This is a genomic window from Dyella soli (assembly GCF_054482295.1).
In genome coordinates this window covers 254,718-272,772 of sequence record NZ_JBTFFU010000001.1, presented here as the reverse complement: position 1 = coordinate 272,772, position 18,055 = coordinate 254,718, and the positions used below count along the sequence as shown (strand labels likewise).

Sequence of the window (18,055 nt, the reverse complement as noted above, 5' to 3'; positions counted from 1 at the left end):
CACCACTCAGCGCCTGGACGACGCGCCGTCATTGAAATACTTCAGGAACTCCGAGTCCGGCTTGAGCACCAGCACGCCCTTGCCGTCATGGAACGACGTACGGTACGCGCTCAGGCTTCGATAAAACGCGAAGAACTCCGGATCCTGGCCATAGGCCTGCGCATAGATCGCCGCCGCCTGCGCGTCGCCCTCGCCGCGCACCTTGGCCGCGTCACGCTCGGCCTCGGCCTTGAGGATCTGGCTCTGGCGATCGGCATCGGCCTGGATCGTCTCGGCCGCCTGCTGGCCGGTGGAGCGCAGTTCGTTGGCCAGCTGCTTGCGCTCCGCGCGCATGCGCTTGTAGACCGATTCGCTCACTTCGTCCGGCAGGTCGATGCGCTTGATGCGCACATCGACCACGTCGATGCCCAGGTTCTTGCGCGCGGCGATATCCGTCTGCTTGCGCACGCGCTCGGTGATGTCCTTGCGGCCGCCGGCGATCAGTTCCTGCAGGGTGCGCGCATTGAATTCGAAGCGCAGCGCGTCCTTGACGATGGGCGTCAGGCGATTGGCGGCCTGCAACTCGTCGCCTGCGGTGGCTCGGTAATACGCGGCGTTGTCGGCAATGCGCCACTTCACGTAGAAATCGACGTTGACGCTCTTCTTTTCGGACGTGAAATAACGCTCGGGCTGCGCTTCCAGGGTCAGGATGCGGTTGTCGAACGCAATGTTCTGCTGGATGAAAGGCAGTTTGAAATGCAGGCCGGGCTTGTCCCCGGTGCGCACGATGCGGCCAAACTGCAGCACCAGCGCGGTCTGCCCCTCGTGCACGACGAACATGCTGTTGAAGCCGATCAGCACGAGCAGCACGACAATGATGCCGGATACATACTTCATGGCTGCTTCTCCTTGCCGGTCATCGCGTCGTTGCCCGCGGACTGCATCACCGCGCCCACGCCCGGTACGTCCTTGCCGGTGGCGCGATCCAGCGGCAGGTAGATCATGTTGCGGCCACCGGAACCATCAAGCACCTTGGGGTTGTTGGACATCACGTCCTCGACCGTCTCCAGCCACAGGCGGCGACGGGTCACGTCCGGCGCGGCCTTGTATTCCTTCAGGATCAGGTTGAAGCGCGACGCGTCGCCGGTGGCGCGGGCCACGCGCTCGGCGGCATAGCCCTGGGCCTGCGCCGCGATGCGCGCGGCTTCGCCGCGGGCGACCGGCACCACCTGGCTGGCGTAGGCACGTGCGTTGTTCTCGGTGCCCTGCTTGTCTTCGCGCGCGGCATTGACGTCGTCGAAGGCGTCCTTCACTTCCTGCGGCGGGGCGACGTTCTGGAAGCTCACGTCCGTCACGATCAGGCCGGCGTCGTAGATATCCAGCGTGTCCTGCAGGATTTCGCGCGTCTGTTGCTGCAGTGTGTCGCGCGTCTGCGCGATGGCGGCAGGCGTGGCGGCCGTCGCCGGGGCCGTCGCGGTGCCGGCGCTGGCCGGCGCGGCCACCGGCTCGGCGCCCGGGCTGGTGAGGATGTTGTCCATCACATTGGCGCCCACCACCGTGCGCACGGCCGCCTCGGCCGCCTGGCGCAAGGTGTCCTCAGGCTGGCCACTCACCGAGAACAGGTACTTGCGGGCGTCCGAGACCTGGTATTGCACGTTGAAATCGACCGAGATGATGTTCTCGTCACTGGTCAGCATGCGCACCTTGTCGGACACGGAGCGGATCTCCGTGGTCCCGACCTTGGTGACCGTCTCGATGGGACGCGGGAACTTCAGGTGGAAGCCCGGCTGCAGGGTGCGCGAGTACTGGCCGAAGCGAAGCACCACGCCAGCCTGGCGGGTGTCGACGATGGTGTAGCTGCTGAGCAGCAACCAGGCCAGCACCAGGGCCAGCAGGATGGTGAAGATGCCGCCCGCGCCGCCGCCAAGCTTGCCCAGGCGGTTGCGGAACTGCTTGAGCATGTCCTCCAGGCCCGGCTTGCTGCCGGACTGGCGGTTCTTGCCCCACGGATCGCGCTGCCCGTTACCGGGTTCGTTCCAAGCCATTGGGTCAGTCTCCTTGAGGCCGCTGGGAGGCCGGCAACATTGGCCGGAAAACAACACGTTGAACGGGTTTGGACATGGTGTCGGGTGCTTGTCGTGGCAAGTGTACCGCCCGGGCACGGATGGCCGCACAAACACCGGGCATTCTACCAGAGCCGGATGGGGATTCGAGCCGGCGCGTGGTTCCGTCGTGCCAACGGGATGGCACGCGCCGCGTGGCGGCCTATTCGACCGTGCCGAGCAGGTCCCGCAGCAGGGCCGCCTCGGCCGCGCTGCCGCCGCTCAGGGGCGCGATGACGCTGCGTGGCGCATCGATGCTCAGGCGCCAGCCCTGTTCGTCGACAGCTTCCCCGGCAATCGCCCCGGCTGCCTTGAGGCGGGCATGCAGGCGCCCGGCGGACAACGGCAGGCGCAATTCGGACTGCACGCGCTCGCCGCCCAGCAGTTCGCCCAACGCCTGCTGCAGCAGCTCCAGGCCCGCGCCGGTGGCGGCGGACAGCCACACCGCCTGCGGGCGCCCGTCGGCATCGCGGTCGATGCGCGGCTCGCTGCCGGCCAGGTCGATCTTGTTGAAGACCCGCAGCTGCGGCAGCTCACCGGCATCGATTTCCTCCAGCACGGTGTCGACCACCCGCGCCAGGCGCTCGCGCTCCTCGTCGGCGGCATCGCTGACGTGGAGCAGCAGGTCGGCGTCGCGCGCCTCGGCCAGGGTGCCGCGGAAGGCGGCGACCAGGTCATGCGGCAATTCGCGGATGAACCCCACCGTGTCGGCCAATACGGCCGGGCCGCAGGACAGGCCATCGAGCTTGCGCACGGTCGGATCCAGGGTGGCGAACAGCAGGTTCGCGGCGAACACGTCGCCCTCGGTCAAGGCGTTGAAAAGGGTGGACTTGCCGGCGTTGGTGTAACCCACCAGGGCGACGCGGGGCACCGTGTTGCGCAGTCGCGCCCGGCGTTGCTGGCCGCGCTGGGTCTGCACTTTCTCCAGCCGCTTGGTCAGCATCTTCACGCGTTCGGCGAGCAGGCGGCGGTCGGTTTCCAGCTGGGTTTCACCCGGGCCGCGGTTGCCGATGGCGCCGCCGCGCTGGGTGTCCAGGTGGGTCCAGCCGCGCACCAGCCGGGTGGCGAGATGCTTGAGCTGGGCCAGCTCCACTTCGAGCTTGCCCTCGTGCGAGCGCGCGCGCTGGGCAAAGATGTCCAGGATCAGGCCGGCCCGGTCCACCACGCGGATATTGAGCAGCTTCTCGAGGTTGCGCTCCTGCACCGGCGACAGGATGTGATCGATCAGCACCACGTCCGCCTCGAGCGCACGCGCGGCTTCGCCGACCTCGTCGGCCTTGCCGGTGCCGATGTAATAGCGGGGATTGGGTACGTCGACGCGGGCCGGGATGCTGCCCAGGATCTCGGCGCCGGCCGATTTCACCAGCTCGGCGAACTCTTCGGCGCGTCGCTCCGCATCGCCTTCGCCGCGCGAATGCGGCAGGACGAGGATGGCGCGGTCGCCTTTCTTTTGACGATCAAACACGAGGGCAGCATGACCTTTGTGGAAACGCCGCGCCGCGAGCAGGCTGCCCGCGGCGCAAGGCTGGAATGGGAAAGTGTATGTCGATACACCGCCGGGCGATCACGCCGCGGCGGGCCAGGCCGATGGAAACCTGGCGCCTCCCACTCACATGGGTGGTCTGGCCCCGTGAATCAACCTTCGGTTTCGGGAGCCCCGATCGAGGCCTCGTGACCCTCATGACCGTCGTGGCCATTGCCCATGCGTACGTTGCGGCTGGGCACCACGGTCGAGATGGCGTGCTTGTAGACCATCTGGCTGACCTGGTTGCGCAGCAGCACCACGAACTGGTCGAACGACTCGATCGTGCCCTGCAGCTTGATGCCGTTGACCAGGTAGATGGCGACCGGGACGCGCTCCCGACGCAGTGCATTCAAAAACGGATCTTGCAACGATTGCCCTTTGGACATTTCTTGTTCTCCCCTCGCAACGGACGGGTCGGATAAAAGACGCACGAGGCGCCCCGACCCAAGGCAAAGGAATATTAACCACTTTTAAATCGTTGATGAAAGAGAAAATGCACGCTTTGCGCGGGTGTGAACAAGACGTTCACAAAGCCGCTCCAGATGGGCCGGTGCCGTCGAGAAACAGCTGCAGGGCCCGCGAGGCATGCCCGGCCAGACCGGGCCGATCCGGATCGAGCACGCGTGCGTCGAGTTCGCTGCGCAGCCAGGTGATCTGGCGCTTGGCCAGCTGCCGGGTCGCAAAGATGCCGCGATCACGAAACTCGGCCGCATCGGTCTGGCCATCCAGATGCTCCCAGGCCTGGCGATAACCCACCGCGCGCATGGCCGGCAGATCCGGGTGCAGGTCGCCGCGTGCGCGCAACGTGCGCACTTCATCGAGGAAGCCCGCCTGCAGCATGGCATCGAAGCGTTGCGCGATGCGCGCATGCAGGGGCACGCGGTCCGCCGGCAACAAGGCCAGCTTGAGCACGCGCCACGGAAAACGCTCGCCGCTGCCGCCGCGCTGTTGCTCGGACAGGGGCCGGCCGGTCAGCTCGATGACTTCCAGCGCGCGCTGGATGCGCTGCGCATCGTTGGGACCGATGCGACGGGCCGCCGCCGGATCGAGTCGCCCGAGGCGCTCATGCATCGCCGGCCAGCCAAGCGTCGCGGCCTCGGCGCCGAGGCCTTCGCGAATGGCCGCACTGGCCTCCGGCAGCTGCGACAGGCCCTGTTGCAGCGCGCGGAAGTACAAGCCCGTGCCGCCAACCAGCAGTGGAACCCTGCCCCGCGCGGTGATCGGCTGCATCGCCGCGATGGCATCACTGCGGAAGTCCGCCGCCGAATACGGCTCGGCAGGGTCACGTATGTCGATCAACCGGTGCGGGTAGCGTGCGAGCGTCGCCGCATCGGGCTTGGCCGTGCCTATATCCATGCCGCGGTAGACCAGGGCCGAATCGACGCTGATCAGCTCGACCGGAAAATGCTCGCTCAGCGTGCAGGCGAGCGCCGTCTTGCCCGACGCGGTCGGGCCCATCAGGAAGACTGCGAGCGGGCGCTGGTCGATCGGCATCCGCGGATTCTAGTGGCGAAGGCTGCCTCCCGCCTCCGTCGCCACCACCCACCTGCCCTGATCCGCGCATGCAGGCCAGGTCCGCCCGCCGTCAGTCGAGGAACTCCACCTTGCCGCCGACCAGGTGGTACATCGAACCGACAATCTTGATCTTGTCGTCCTTCTCCAGTCCGGCCAGCACCGCGCTGCCCTTGCGGATGGCTTCCATGGTGTGGCGTACGTTGGTGACGGCCACGGCATCGACGAAGGCGTCGTTCTTGCTGGTGCGTGCACCGCTGAACTGCGTGGCCTCGACCGCCGGCTTGATCTTGTCGAGCAGGCCGGTGAGGTTGCCGAGTTTGGCGCTGTCGATGGCGCCCTTGATCGCGCCACAGGCGCTGTGGCCCATCACCAGCACCAGCTTCGCGCCAGCCACCGCACACGCAAATTCCATGCTGCCCAGCAGGTCGTCGTTGGCAATATTGCCGGCCACGCGCGCATTGAAGGTATCGCCGATACCGGCGTCGAGGATGATCTCGGCCGGAGCGCGCGAGTCGATGCAGCTGAGGATCACCGCGGCAGGATACTGGCCACCGGCACTGCTGCGTTTCTGCGCCAGATAGTCGTGCTCCTGCATCTTGCCGGTGCGAAAGCGCTCATTGCCCTCCTTGAACATGGCGATGACCTGGTCGGGCGTCATCGCGTCACGCTGCTCCTTGGTCAGGGCCGCCGCCTGGGCCAGTCCCGGCAGCAGCCAAGAGGCACCGCCAGCCAGGCCCAGGGCCGCCAGACCCAGCGCCGATTTCAACAGAGTGCGTCGCTCCGCATCCGGCGCCGCGCCACCACAGCCGTGCTCGTGCTGATTCATAACGCCTCCGGGGTGTGCCACCAAAGGAAGACGTGTACTGCACGCGGCAGGCCATGAAACCGGCGTGAAGCGCCAGGCTCGCCCCGCCGGACGGCGGCGGGCGCCAGCTTGTTCTTCGGTGCGCCCGGTCACACTTCCCGCAGGCGGTCGTACAAACTTGCGACCCCGGATCCCGGCGCTGCCAGGGGCAACGCTGCAGTGCAGGAGGTCGTCGCCCCGCCCAGCTTCTATAATCGACGTTTTCCTGTCATCCCCCCCACGGAAATACCATGCCTCAGATGATGAAAGCCCTGGTCAAGCGCAACCCCGAACAGGGCATCTGGATGGAAGAAGTGCCCGTTCCCGAGGTCGGCCCCAACGAGGTGCTGATCAAGATGGAGAAGACCGCTATCTGCGGCACCGACCTGCACATCTACAAGTGGGACGAGTGGTCGCAGCGCACCATCAAGCCGGGCCTGACCATCGGCCATGAGTTCGTCGGCCGCATCGTCGAGATCGGCCCCGGCGTCACCGGCTACAAGATCGGCGACCGCGTCTCGGCCGAAGGCCACATCGTGTGCGGCCACTGCCGCAACTGCCGCGCCGGCCGCCAGCACCTGTGCCCGAACACCATCGGCATCGGAGTGAACCGCAATGGCGCGTTCGCCGAGTACATGACCATGCCGGCCTCGAACCTGTGGCCGATCCCGGACCAGATCCCGTCCGAGCTGGCCGCCTTCTTCGATCCCTACGGCAACGCCGCGCACTGCGCGCTGGAGTTCGACCTGATCGGCGAGGACGTGCTGATCACCGGCGCCGGCCCGATCGGCATCATCGCCGCCGGCATCGCCAAGCACGTGGGCGCCCGCAACGTGGTGGTCACCGACATCAACGACTACCGCCTGAAGCTGGCGGCTGACATGGGCGCCACCCGCGTGGTGAACGTGGCCAACCAGTCGCTGAAGGACGTGATGAAGGACCTGCACATGGAAGGCTTCGACGTGGGCCTGGAAATGAGCGGCAATCCGCGCGCCTTCAACGACATGCTCGACTGCATGTACCACGGCGGCAAGATCGCCCTGCTCGGCATCCTGCCCAAGGGCGCCGGCATCGACTGGGATCGCGTGATCTTCAAGGGCCTCACCCTGCAGGGCATCTACGGCCGCCGCATGTACGAGACCTGGTACAAGATGACCCAGATGGTGCTCACCGGATTCCCGCTGCAGAAAGTGCTGACCCACCAGATCCACATCGACGACTTCCAGAAGGGCTTCGACCTGATGGACGCCGGTACGTGCGGCAAGGTGGTCTGCTCCTGGAGCTGAGCGAATCCTGTCACAGCTTCGCTTTCCCGCCGGGAAAACGATGCTGAAGCCTCGGCCGCACGGGTAAACTCTTGCGCGTGCGGCCGACAGAATCGCCGGGATTGTGAAGGTGTGATGCCCCCCGGGCTTCACACGGTCGGCACGCGATGTCATGGGAGCATCGTCGGATGGTCGATCTTTTCAGCAGCCCCCGCATGGCCGCAGGACGCGACCGCGCCCTCGCCGTCTACCGATCACGCCGCGTCCGCAAGGCGCTGGTGATCCTGGCCATCGTGCTGGTGATCTTCGGCCTGCTTGGCTTCCTGGCTGCGCCTTCGATCATCCGCAGCCAGATCGAAAAGCGTGCCAGTGATGCCCTGCAGCGTCCGGTGACGCTGGGCGCCGTGCACCTCAACCCCTATACCTTGCGACTGGAACTCGACCAGCTGCATATCGCCGATCGCGATGGCAAGTCGGCCTTCGTCGACATCGACCAGGCGGTGATCAACACGTCGTGGTCGTCCGTGTTCCGCATGGCCCCGGTGCTGGACGAACTGGCCCTGCAGCACCCGCGCATCCGCATCGTGCGCACGGCCGACCAGCAGTTCAACTTCAGCGACATCGTCGAGCGCTTCACCGCCAAGCCGTCCGACCCGAACGCGCCGCCGACACGCTTTGCGCTGTCCAACATCAGCGTGCATGCCGGCGACATCCAGTTCGACGACCAGGCCATGAAGGCCAGCCACCATGTCGAGAAGCTGGAGCTTGGCATTCCGTTCATCGCCAACCTGCCCAGCGATACCGACGTGTTCGTGCAACCCTTGCTGTCGATGAGCGTGGATGGCAGTCCCGTGCATGTCGAAGGCCATGCCAAGCCGTTTGCCGACAACCGCGAATCGACCGTCAATTTCCGGCTGGAACGCCTCGATCTGGCGCGCTACATGGGCTATGTGCCGACGCCGCTGCCGGTGAAGATTCCCAAGGGCCTGCTCAGCGGCGACCTGGTGCTGCATTTCGTGCAGACCAAGCCCACGCCGCAACTGCAACTCACCGGCAAGCTGCAAGCGGATGACTTCGTCCTCGACAGCAGCAACGGCCAGGCCATCCTCAACCTCGGCCGGGGCACGGCCGACGTGACCGACGTGCAACCGCTGCAGTCGCGCTATGTGCTGGGCTCGCTCGCGCTCGACCGTGCGCAGCTCTACTACACGGCGGGCCCCGAAGGCCACAGCAACTTCGACACGTTGCTGGCGCCGCCGGCGAAAGCGGAAGCCGGCAAGAAGGTCGAGCCGACCGACCTGCGCATTGCCTCGATGACGCTCACCGGCAGCACCATCCACTACACCGATGCCGCCGGCGGCAAGATCGACCTGGGCAACCTGCACGGCGGCATGCAGGGCCTGAGCATGCTGGCAGCGCCCGTGGCAAGGCTCGACATGACGGCGCAGCTCTCCGGCGGCGAACTGGCCATGAAGGGCACGGTGGACCTGGCCAAGGACAAGCTCGTCGCCACGCTGAACCTCAAGCAGGTCGAGATGGCGCCACTGCAGGCCGCCACCTACCAGGGCCTGGCCGCGCGCGTGACCAAGGGCAAGCTCGATGCCACCGGCCAGCTGCAGGTGGACTGGGGCACGCCGTTCAACGTGCACCTGGCCGATGCCCATGCCACCGTGACCGACTTTGCGATGGAACCGCAATTCAAGGGTCACGGCCCGCCGGTGGCGTGGACCACCATGGAAGCCGAGATCACGCAGGTCGACCTGGCGACGCAGCAGGCGCAGCTGGGCACGGTCAAGGCAGCCGGCCTGAGCCTCGATGTGCAGCGCGACAACAAGAAGTACATCAGCCTGGTGGATCTGTTCGCCGCCAAGAACGCCTCCGCGAAGAAGCCCGCGGCCAGCGGGCCGCCGTGGCACTGGAGCATTGCGCATCTGAACGTCGACAACGCGGCGATCGCCTTTACGGACATGGCGGCCGGCGACAAGCCGGTGACGATCAAGGTCGATGCGGTCACCGGCGGCATGGACAACCTGAGCGACAGGCTCAACGAGCCGCGCGACATGAAGCTGTCGGGCACGATCGGCAAGGGCAACTTCGTGGCGAACGGCAAGGTGCAGCCCATGCCGACGCTGGCCGATATCCAGCTGGAGACGAAGCGGCTGGATATCGCGGACTTCCAGCCTTACATCAGCGTACCGCTGAACGTGGTCGTCTCCAGCGCACGCATCACCAGCAGCGGCAAGGTGCACTACGACGGGCGCAGCGCGGAGCCGAAGTTCACCTACAAAGGCAATGCGGCGCTGGAACAGGTCCGCATCCAGGACAAGCTCACCGGCGACGACTTCCTGCGCTGGCGCACGCTGAGCGGCAGCAACCTCGACGTGGCCTATAGCCAGGGAACGCCGCGCATGCACGTGGGCGGCCTGGTGCTCAGCTCGTTCTATGCGCGCGTGATCGTCAACCCCAACGGCACGCTGAACCTGTCGGAGGTCGTGGCCAACCCCGAAGCCGCGCCGGTGTCGGTGACACGCGCGGCGAATGAGCAGCCGGGTGGCGCGGCGGTCCCGCCGAAGGCGCCTGCGCCGGCCGCCACGGCTGCACCGGCCACGGCCGCCGCGCCGTCCAAGACCACCAAGGGCACGACCACCACCGCCACGGTTCCGGCCGGCGCCGCGACGCCCGCGGCGGACATCCGCATCGGCGGCATCACGCTGCTCAATGGCCAGCTCAACTACACCGACAACTTCATCAAGCCCAACTACACGGCCAACCTCACCAAGTTGACCGGCAAGATCGGCGCCTTCGCCACCACGCCGGGCGATCCGCCCGCCTTGCTGTCCGTGCAGGCGGCGCTCAACGACGACTCGCCGGTCGACATCGACGGCACCGTCAATCCATTGCAGCCGGTAGCCTTTCTCGACATCAAGGGCAAGGCCAACGAAGTGGAACTCACCGGCCTGAGCGCGTATTCCACCAAATACACGGGCTATCCCATCACGGCAGGCAAGCTGACGATGGACGTCCACTACACGCTGGACCAGCGCAAGCTCAATGCCGACAACCACATCTTCATCACCCAGCTGACCTTCGGCGATCGCAACGAGAGTCCGGGCGTCAGCCACCTGCCGGTGAAGCTGGCCGTGGCCCTGCTCAAGGACATGCAAGGCAATATCGACGTGAACGTGCCGGTGTCCGGCTCGCTGGACGATCCGCAGTTCAGCATGGGCGGATTGATCTGGCGCGCCATCGGCAACCTGATCGCCAAGGCGGTCACCGCGCCCTTCCGCCTGCTCGGCGCAGCGTTCGCCGGCGGCGAGCACGAGGACCTCGGCTACGTCGAGTTCGACCCGGGCTCCGCCGTCCTCGACCAGGAGGCGCAGGATCGACTCGGCAAGATCGTGGCCATGCTCAACCAGAAGAGCGCCCTGAACCTCGACATCATCGGCCGCATCGATCCGTCGAAGGACCAGGATGGCCTGCGCAAGGTGACGGTGGACAACCAGGTCCGTCGCGCCAAGGCGCTCGACCAGGGTGGCAAGAACGTCGATACGTCGGACGCCGCGCTGGCATCGGTCGACGTGACTCCGGACGAATACGAGAAGTATCTCAGGCGCGCGTACAAGGACGCCGATTTCCAGGGCAAGCCCAAGAACATCATCGGCCTGAAGAAATCGCTGGAACCGGACGAGATGCGCAGCCTGATGGAGACCAACGTGGCCGTCGACGACGCCGCCATGCGCGACCTCGCGCAACGCCGCGCCACCGCGGTGCAGGCGTGGCTGAAGGGCAAACTGGACGACAAGCGGGTCTCGCTCAAGGATCCCAAGCTCGACACCAAGGACATCGACGACAAGGGCAAGACCACGCGGGTGGAATTCGGCTTGCATCAGGGGTGAAGCATTCGGCCTTTTGCCCCCTCGCCCCGCCGGGGAGAGGATTGGAGTGAGCCCCCAAAGGGGGTAAAGGGCGAGAGCTCGCGGTGGCGTGGATCGGGCCTGATCGTGTGGCCTTTCTTTCTTCGTTCCCGAGCGATTTCGCCAGCTTGCCGCTTACGCAGCGGGCGTTTCGACCTCCTGCCGGAGGCCGAGTCACTTTTCTCTTGCTGGCCCAAGAGAAAAGTAACCCAAAGAGAATGGCCTCAAGAGCTCGCGGCAAAGGGCTGGATACAGACCGGAGCGGTCTTGGGGTCCCGATGCGGGACACCTCCGCCTCTGCGTAGCCGCTTCACTGCAACGCGCCTGGGCGTCGAGGGCTTAAAGCCGAGCGCTGCGCGCCTTGGCTCCCCCTCCCCGGAGGGGAGAGGGACTAAAAGCTCGCCTTCCCACACCAGCCCCAAAGGCTCAAAATAGCCTTTTGACCCAGCTGGAATACCCCCCATGAGCTACCCCGGCCAGTCTCGCTTTGCCAGCGAACTCGAATCGATCCGCGAGCAGGGCCTGTTCAAGGCCGAGCGCATCATCACCTCGCCGCAGTCCGCGAAGATCCGCCTCGACAGCGGCAAGGAAGTGCTCAATTTCTGCGCCAACAACTACCTTGGCCTGGCCGATCATCCCGACGTGATCCAGGCCGCCAAGGACGCGCTCGATACCCACGGCTTCGGCATGGCCTCGGTGCGCTTCATCTGCGGCACCCAGGACCTGCACAAGCAGCTGGAGAAGAAGATCGCCGGGTTCTTCGGCACCGAGGACACCATCCTCTACGCCGCCTGCTTCGATGCCAACGGCGGCCTGTTCGAGCCGCTGCTCGGCGAGGAGGACGCGATCATCTCCGACGCGCTCAACCACGCCTCGATCATCGACGGCATTCGCCTGTGCAAGGCCAAGCGCTTCCGCTACGGCAACTGCGACATGGCGGACCTGGAGAAGCAGCTGCAGGCCGCGGACGCCGCCGGTGCGCGTACCAAGCTGATCACCACCGACGGCGCGTTCTCGATGGACGGATTCATTGCACCGCTGGATGAGATCACCGCGCTGGCCGAGAAGTACAACGCCCTCGTGCATATCGACGAATGCCATTGCACCGGCTTCCTCGGCGACACCGGCCGCGGCTCGGCCGAGGTCAAGGGCGTACTCGACAAGATCGACATCATCACCGGCACCCTGGGCAAGGCGCTCGGTGGCGCCCTGGGCGGCTTCACCACCGGCCCGCGCGAAGTGATCGAGATGCTGCGCCAGCGCTCGCGTCCGTATCTGTTCTCCAATTCGCTGCCGCCCCATGTCGTCGCCGCGGGCATCAAGGTGTTCGACATGCTGTCCTCGGCCGGCGACCTGCGCGAACAGGTGAAGGCCAACACGGCCTACTTCCGCGAACAGATGACCAAGGCAGGCTTCGACATCAAGCCGGGCGTGCATCCGATCGTCCCGGTGATGATCTACGACGCCAAGAAGGCGCAGGCGATGGCGACCGAGCTGCTGGAAGATGGCATCTACGTCACCGGCTTCTTCTATCCGGTCGTGCCGCAAGGCCAGGCGCGCATCCGCACGCAGATGAGTGCGGCGCACACGCGCGAACAACTGGACCAGGCGATTGCCGCATTCACCAAGGTGGGCAAGAAGCTGGGCGTGATCTGAGTCCCCACCACCGAAGAGGGCACCAAGCCCTCTTCGTTCGGGCGCAGCGCGTCTTCCATTGAGTGGACCCGAAAAATGCCGGGCACCTGAAAGCTTGCCTGAGATGACTAGGACTGGCCCAGCGCCCGCACCTCAGCCTCGCTGAGGTGCCGCCACTGCCCCTTGGCCAATTCGCCAAGCACCAGTGACCCGATCGCCACTCGAATCAACCGCAACACCGAAACATCGTGGGCCGCCAGCAAACGGCGGATATGCCGGTTGCGCCCCTCGTCGAGCACGATTTCCAGCCAGGCGTTCTTTTCGCCCTGGCGCAACAAGACGGCGCGTCGCGCGGCAAGGCGTTCGCCCTGCTCCGTCACGCCTTCGACCAGCGCATCGAGCAAGGCCTGATCGGGAAGGCTGTCGACCTGCACGTGATACGTCTTGTCGACATGATGCTTCGGCTCGGTGAGTCCCGCGGCCCACACGCTGTCATTGCTCAACAGCAGCAAGCCCTCGCTCGCCTTGTCCAGACGCCCCACCGGCCCCAGCCATGGCAAGCCCGCGCTCTTGAGCAGGTCGTAGACGGTGTCGCGACCGCGCTCGTCCGCTGCGCTCACCACGATGCCACGCGGCTTGTTGAGCGCGACGTAGATGCGCTTGCTGGCCGCCACCGGCTCGCCGTCGAGGGTGATGCGCTGGCGTTGCGCATCGGCCGGGCGCTCGGGATCGAGCACAACCCTGCCATCGACCGTCACCCTGCCCTCGCGCACCGCTTTCTCGGCCTGGCTGCGCGAACACACGCCAAGCTTGCTGAGCACGCGCGCCAGTCCATGACGCGGCTCGGCGGCAGTGCGTACGGGACGGCTGGGTCGGTCAGGACGCATGAAAGGCCAAACGTTGGGATCGTGGTCAGCGCCATGGTAGGCGATCAGCCGCAGGTTGCGCCAAAAGAAAAGCCCGGCCGGAGCCGGGCTTTTCGGTACTGCCGGACAGGTCGATTACTGCTTGACCTGCAACTCCGTACGACGGTTCTGGGCGCGGCCAGCATCCGTGTCATTGCTGCCAATCGGATTGTCCTTGCCGTGGCCGATCGGTCCTTCCAGACGGCTGGCGGCGATGCCGTGAGCGGTCAGGTAATCGAACACGATCTTGGCGCGACGCTGCGACAGATCCTGGTTGTACGCGTCCTTACCCACCGAGTCGGTGAAGCCGGCAACGTTGACCTTGACTTCCGGGTAGCGCTGCAGGGTGTCGACGGCCTGGTCCAGGACGGCGATCGAGTCGGCAGACGGCTCAGCCAGCGCCTTCTTGATGTCCGTCTCGCCCTTCTTCGGGCGATCGAACTTGAAGTTCACGCCACGCAGGTCGATCACGACCTTCTGCGGGCAGCCGTCCGGACCGACGATGGTGCCAGCCGGGGTGTTCGGGCACTTGTCGTCGCAATCGTTGACGCCGTCGCCGTCGCTGTCGAGCTTGGAGCAGTCCGGGGCAACCGGGGCCGGTGCAGCAGCGACCGGGGCAGCCGCCGGCTCACCGAAGCGCGACACGATGCTCAGGCCGAGGAACCAGTCGCCGTAACCGTTCTTTTCCGGCTGGGTCTTGTCGTCCCAGTCGTAGCGGTAACCCGCTTCGACGCGGAAGTCGGTGCTGGCGGTAATCGTCTTGGACACGCCCGCGCCCAGCTCAGCCGCCGGCGACCAGCCGTGGTCGGCCGCGCTCTGGTGGTAGCTGCCCATCACGCCGACGAGGGCGTACGGACGCCATGCGTTCCAGTCGCCGTAGTAGAAGCGAGCGGCCACGCCGTAATTGTTGTTGGCCCAACGACCGCCGCCCACCGAGCTGTCGGTGTCGCGCTTGGTGCGATCGATGAACAGGTCGATCGACGTGTTGGGAGCAATGAAGCGACCAACGCCGAGGCCATAGTAGAACTGGCGGCTATTGGTATTGCGATCGGTGTCGTTGTAGTAACCACCCACCGTCGGGGCAACGTACCAGCGGCCATCGTAGCTCGGCGTGGTCGTCGCACCGGCAGTGTTGTCTTGCGCGTGAACGGCACCTACGCCGCCCAGGGCCAGGGCAATCAGGAAGTACAAGCCCTTACGATTCATCAGGTGTCTCCTTGTTTTATTGGTATTCGCGTCCGTTCCCACCCCAGACGGACAGCGCGCGTCAAAGCTGACTTCAACAGCCAGGGACTTGTGCCGTCCCTTTGCCTTGCGTCCCGATCAAAAAGTTTCACAAGACTGCAAGCGCGGCGGAGTGTAGCAAAACCGTTAACTTCATCGCACGCATAACGAGACGGCGTTGGTGAGCTGTGGTTCAGGCAAGCATGGATTGCATGCAATGCGCACAAAGTTGCTGCGACAACATGTCCGCATGTTCAGCGCATGGAGTGCGCGCACACGCTTGCAAAAAGAAAAGCCCGGCAATTGCCGGGCTTTTCTTACATTGCTTGTCGTTCGATTACTGCTGAACTTGCAGCTCCGTACGACGGTTGCGTGCACGACCAGCATCCGTGTCGTTGGTGTCGATCGGGTCGTTCTTGCCATGACCGATCGGGCCTTCGAGACGACTGGCGTCGATGCCGTGCGCGGTGAGGTAGTCGTACACGATCTTGGCACGACGCTCCGACAGGCTCTGGTTGTAGTCGTCCTTGCCCACCGAGTCGGTGAAGCCGGCCACGGTGACGTGCACCTGCGGATAACGCTGCAGCGTGTCGACTGCCTGGTCGAGCACGGCGATCGAATCCTTGCTCGGTTCGGCCAGTGCCTTGCCGATGTCCTTCTCGCCCTTCTTCGGACGATCGAACTTGAAGTTCACGCCGCGCAGGTCGATCACGACCTTCTGCGGGCAGCCGTCCGGACCGACGATGGTGCCGGGCGGAGTGTTCGGGCACTTGTCGTCGCAATCGTTGACGCCATCGCCATCGCTGTCCATCTTCGAGCAATCCGGCGGCGGCGGCGGCGCGGCGGCCACGGGTGCAGCGGCCGGCTCGCCGAAGCGCGACACGATGCTTACGCCGAGGAACCAGTCACCGTAACCGCTCTTGTTCGATTGGGTCTTGTCGTCCCAGTCGTAGCGGTAGCCACCTTCGACGCGGAAATCGGAACTGTCGGTGATGGTCTTCGACACGCCGACGCCGAGTTCAGCGGCCGGATCCCAACCCTTGTCACTGTTGTTCTGGTGGTAGCTGCCGATCAAACCACCGAGCAAGTACGGACGCCAGTCGGTCCAGTCACGGAAGTAGTAGCGCGCCGCGACACCCCAGTTGTTGTTCGCCCACGAGCCGTTGTCCGTGGGAACGCCGTTGATGTTGATGTTGTCGCGATCGCGCTTGGTGCGATCGAAGAACAGGTCAAGCGAGAAGTTCGGGGAGAAGAAGCGACCAACGCCGAGGCCGTAGTAGAACTGGCGGCTGTTGGTGTTGCGATCGGAATCGTTGTAGTAGCCGCCCACGGTCGGCGCGATGTACCACCGACCGTCATAGCTTGGCGTCGTGGTCGGCTCCGTGCTGGAAGTATTGTCCTGCGCGTGAACGGCGCCTGCGCCGCCCAGGGCGAGGGCAATCAGGATATACAAGCCCTTACGTTTCATCAGGTGTCTCCTCGTTTATTGGTGTACGCGTCCGTTCACCCCAGACGGGAAATGCATCAGTCGTGGACCCAATCTCCTGTCGAACCCACGAACATGACCTCAGAACTTATGAAGCTTGATTACCCGAAACGGGCGCGGAGTAGTTTAGCAAAAGTTAAACTATTGCAAATCGACCCCAAACGCCCGTTCATTTTCTGCTCACGCCGTCTTTACAGCGTGAAGAAACCCAGGAACTCCTGAATGGGCATGGCGTCCAGCCTTGCCGGGTCCGCCGTGGCATTCAGGATCGCCTCGACCCGATGGGTCGGCAAATGGCCGCGCAGGGCTGCCTCGAACTTCTTCAGCAGCAGGGGAATGCCCTCGGCACGGCGTTTGCGGTGGCCGATCGGGTAGTCGGTGGAGACCTTTTCGGTGCTGCTGCCGTCCTTGAAGAAGACCTGGACCGAATTCCCGATGTAGCGCTTGTCGGGGTCGAAGTAGTCCCTGGTGAACTGCGGGTTCTCGCTGACCACCATCCTGTCTCGCAGCGCATCGATACGCGGGTCGGCGGCAACATCGTCGTTGTAGTCGTCGGCGGTGAGGCGACCGAAGATCAGCGGCACCGCCACCATGTACTGGATGCAGTGGTCGCGGTCGGCGTAGTTGGCCAGCGGACCGGTCTTGTCGATGATGCGCGCGCCCGCTTCCTGCGTCTCGATCACGATCTTCTCGATCTGGCCGATCCGGGCGGCGACCTGGCCGTGGAGCTTCATCGCGCACTCGACGGCCGTCTGGGCGTGGAACTCGGCCGGGAAGCTGATCTTGAACAGCACGTTTTCCATCACGTAGCTGCCAAACGGGCGCTCGAACTCGAAAGCCCTGCCCTTGAAGGCCACGTCGTAATAACCCCAGGTTTTGGCACTGAGCGCGGACGGATAGCCCACCACGCCGAGGTAAACAGCGTTGATCGCATGGGTGACGGCGCGACGGCAGGCGTCGCCGGCCGCCCAGCTCTTGCGCGGGCCGGTATTGGGGGCATGGCGGTAGGTGCGCAGGGCGCCGTTGTCGATCCAGCTGTGCGACACGGCGGTGATGATCTGCTCCCTGGAGCCACCCAGCATGGCCGTGGCGACCGCCGTGGAAGCCAGGCGCACCAGGATCACGTGGTCCTGGCCGACGCGATTGAAGCTGTTCCTGAGGGCGTAGCACCCCTGGATCTCGTGCGCCTTGATGGCGTAGCCGAGCACGTCGCGCACCGTCATCGGCTCGCCGCCTTCGCGCGCCGCCTTGCGGCCCAGGTAGTCGGCCACGGCCAGGATGCTGCCCAGGTTGTCCGATGGGTGGCCCCATTCGGCTGCCAGCCAGGTGTCGTTGAAGTCCAGCCAGCGCATCTGCGTGCCGATGGCGAAGGCCGCCTGGACCGGGTCCAGCTCATGGCTGGTGCCCGGCACGCGGGCACCGCCCGGCAGGATCGCGCCCGGGACGACCGGGCCGAGGTGCTTGACGCACTCGGGGAACTTCATGGCCATCATCGCCGTGGCCAGCGAGTCCAGGAGCATCAGGCGCGCCGTGTCGTACGCCTCGCTGGAATCAATCCGGTAGTCGACGACGTAATTGGCGACATCGACCATCGGCTGGTCGGGATCGGGACGCCGGGCGGAGCGGATGTCATGCGCACTCATGAGGCTCGCCTCGTGGCA

The 18,055-nt window shown here is 65.2% G+C and carries 13 protein-coding genes; 3 read left to right on the top strand and 10 right to left on the bottom strand.

The annotated features are described in order from the left end of the window. Window positions 1–6 precede the first annotated feature (6 nt). From hflC to ACXU4B_RS01240, 6 genes are all read right to left on the bottom strand, one after another. Window positions 7–876, bottom strand: a complete 870-nt coding sequence (gene hflC, locus ACXU4B_RS01265) for a protease modulator HflC (RefSeq protein WP_131407002.1) — start codon at window positions 874–876, stop codon at window positions 7–9. Further along, on the bottom strand, window positions 873–2,024 hold the full coding sequence (hflK, locus tag ACXU4B_RS01260; protein WP_131407000.1) for an FtsH protease activity modulator HflK: 1,152 nt from the start codon (window positions 2,022–2,024) through the stop codon (window positions 873–875). Before hflK ends, hflC begins: the two co-directional genes overlap by 4 nt. Before the next feature lie 220 nt (window positions 2,025–2,244). Then, window positions 2,245–3,546 carry a ribosome rescue GTPase HflX gene (gene hflX / locus ACXU4B_RS01255; protein WP_131406998.1) on the bottom strand — a complete coding sequence of 434 codons (1,302 nt, stop codon included), beginning with the start codon at window positions 3,544–3,546 and terminating at the stop codon, window positions 2,245–2,247. A 170-nt stretch (window positions 3,547–3,716) separates the two neighbouring features. Continuing rightward, the gene (gene hfq / locus ACXU4B_RS01250) at window positions 3,717–3,992 is read right to left on the bottom strand and encodes an RNA chaperone Hfq (RefSeq protein ID WP_131406996.1); all 276 of its coding nucleotides are present in this window, start codon (window positions 3,990–3,992) and stop codon (window positions 3,717–3,719) included. Window positions 3,993–4,131: 139 nt separating this feature from the next. After that, entirely contained in the window at window positions 4,132–5,100 is a 969-nt protein-coding gene (gene miaA / locus ACXU4B_RS01245; RefSeq protein WP_131406994.1) for a tRNA (adenosine(37)-N6)-dimethylallyltransferase MiaA, read from the bottom strand. 91 nt (window positions 5,101–5,191) lie between these two features. Next, entirely contained in the window at window positions 5,192–5,947 is a 756-nt protein-coding gene (locus tag ACXU4B_RS01240; RefSeq protein WP_131406992.1) for a carbonic anhydrase family protein, read from the bottom strand. 269 nt (window positions 5,948–6,216) lie between these two features. Here ACXU4B_RS01240 and tdh point away from each other — a divergent pair, with 269 nt between their 5' ends. The 3 genes from tdh (at window position 6,217) to kbl (ending at window position 12,800) form a co-directional block, all read left to right on the top strand. Further along, complete coding sequence (tdh, locus tag ACXU4B_RS01235) at window positions 6,217–7,251, top strand: L-threonine 3-dehydrogenase (RefSeq protein ID WP_205746491.1); 1,035 nt, start codon at window positions 6,217–6,219, stop codon at window positions 7,249–7,251. Between the two features lie 194 nt (window positions 7,252–7,445). Further along, window positions 7,446–11,126, top strand: coding sequence for a DUF748 domain-containing protein (locus ACXU4B_RS01230; protein ID WP_240733980.1), 3,681 nt, complete (start codon window positions 7,446–7,448; stop codon window positions 11,124–11,126). 480 nt (window positions 11,127–11,606) lie between these two features. After that, a complete protein-coding gene (gene kbl, locus ACXU4B_RS01225; protein WP_131406988.1) occupies window positions 11,607–12,800 on the top strand; it encodes a glycine C-acetyltransferase in 1,194 nt (397 codons plus the stop codon). Between the two features lie 107 nt (window positions 12,801–12,907). On the opposite strand, the gene ACXU4B_RS01220 is transcribed toward kbl, so the two are convergent. From ACXU4B_RS01220 to ACXU4B_RS01205, 4 genes are all read right to left on the bottom strand, one after another. Further along, complete coding sequence (locus ACXU4B_RS01220) at window positions 12,908–13,666, bottom strand: pseudouridine synthase (protein WP_131406986.1); 759 nt, start codon at window positions 13,664–13,666, stop codon at window positions 12,908–12,910. A gap of 114 nt (window positions 13,667–13,780) precedes the next feature. Continuing rightward, window positions 13,781–14,890 (bottom strand): OmpA family protein, encoded by a 1,110-nt coding sequence (locus ACXU4B_RS01215; RefSeq protein ID WP_131406984.1) that lies wholly within the window; start codon window positions 14,888–14,890, stop codon window positions 13,781–13,783. Window positions 14,891–15,245: 355 nt separating this feature from the next. Beyond that, window positions 15,246–16,376 (bottom strand): OmpA family protein, encoded by a 1,131-nt coding sequence (locus tag ACXU4B_RS01210; RefSeq protein ID WP_131406982.1) that lies wholly within the window; start codon window positions 16,374–16,376, stop codon window positions 15,246–15,248. A 209-nt stretch (window positions 16,377–16,585) separates the two neighbouring features. After that, on the bottom strand, window positions 16,586–18,037 hold the full coding sequence (locus tag ACXU4B_RS01205) for a bifunctional 2-methylcitrate dehydratase/aconitate hydratase (protein ID WP_131406980.1): 1,452 nt from the start codon (window positions 18,035–18,037) through the stop codon (window positions 16,586–16,588). Window positions 18,038–18,055: the final 18 nt, after the last annotated feature.

Excerpts from the sequence above, each read along its gene's own strand:
- hflC (WP_131407002.1), bottom strand. The coding sequence starts at position 876 with ATGAAGTATGTATCCGGCATCATTGTCGTGCTGCTCGTGCTGATCGGC.
- hflK (WP_131407000.1), bottom strand. The coding sequence starts at position 2,024 with ATGGCTTGGAACGAACCCGGTAACGGGCAGCGCGATCCGTGGGGCAAG.
- hfq (WP_131406996.1), bottom strand. The coding sequence starts at position 3,992 with ATGTCCAAAGGGCAATCGTTGCAAGATCCGTTTTTGAATGCACTGCGT.
- miaA (WP_131406994.1), bottom strand. The coding sequence starts at position 5,100 with ATGCCGATCGACCAGCGCCCGCTCGCAGTCTTCCTGATGGGCCCGACC.
- ACXU4B_RS01240 (WP_131406992.1), bottom strand. The coding sequence starts at position 5,947 with ATGAATCAGCACGAGCACGGCTGTGGTGGCGCGGCGCCGGATGCGGAG.
- tdh (WP_205746491.1), top strand. The coding sequence starts at position 6,217 with ATGCCTCAGATGATGAAAGCCCTGGTCAAGCGCAACCCCGAACAGGGC.
- ACXU4B_RS01230 (WP_240733980.1), top strand. The coding sequence starts at position 7,446 with ATGGCCGCAGGACGCGACCGCGCCCTCGCCGTCTACCGATCACGCCGC.
- kbl (WP_131406988.1), top strand. The coding sequence starts at position 11,607 with ATGAGCTACCCCGGCCAGTCTCGCTTTGCCAGCGAACTCGAATCGATC.
- ACXU4B_RS01220 (WP_131406986.1), bottom strand. The coding sequence starts at position 13,666 with ATGCGTCCTGACCGACCCAGCCGTCCCGTACGCACTGCCGCCGAGCCG.
- ACXU4B_RS01215 (WP_131406984.1), bottom strand. The coding sequence starts at position 14,890 with ATGAATCGTAAGGGCTTGTACTTCCTGATTGCCCTGGCCCTGGGCGGC.
- ACXU4B_RS01210 (WP_131406982.1), bottom strand. The coding sequence starts at position 16,376 with ATGAAACGTAAGGGCTTGTATATCCTGATTGCCCTCGCCCTGGGCGGC.
- ACXU4B_RS01205 (WP_131406980.1), bottom strand. The coding sequence starts at position 18,037 with ATGAGTGCGCATGACATCCGCTCCGCCCGGCGTCCCGATCCCGACCAG.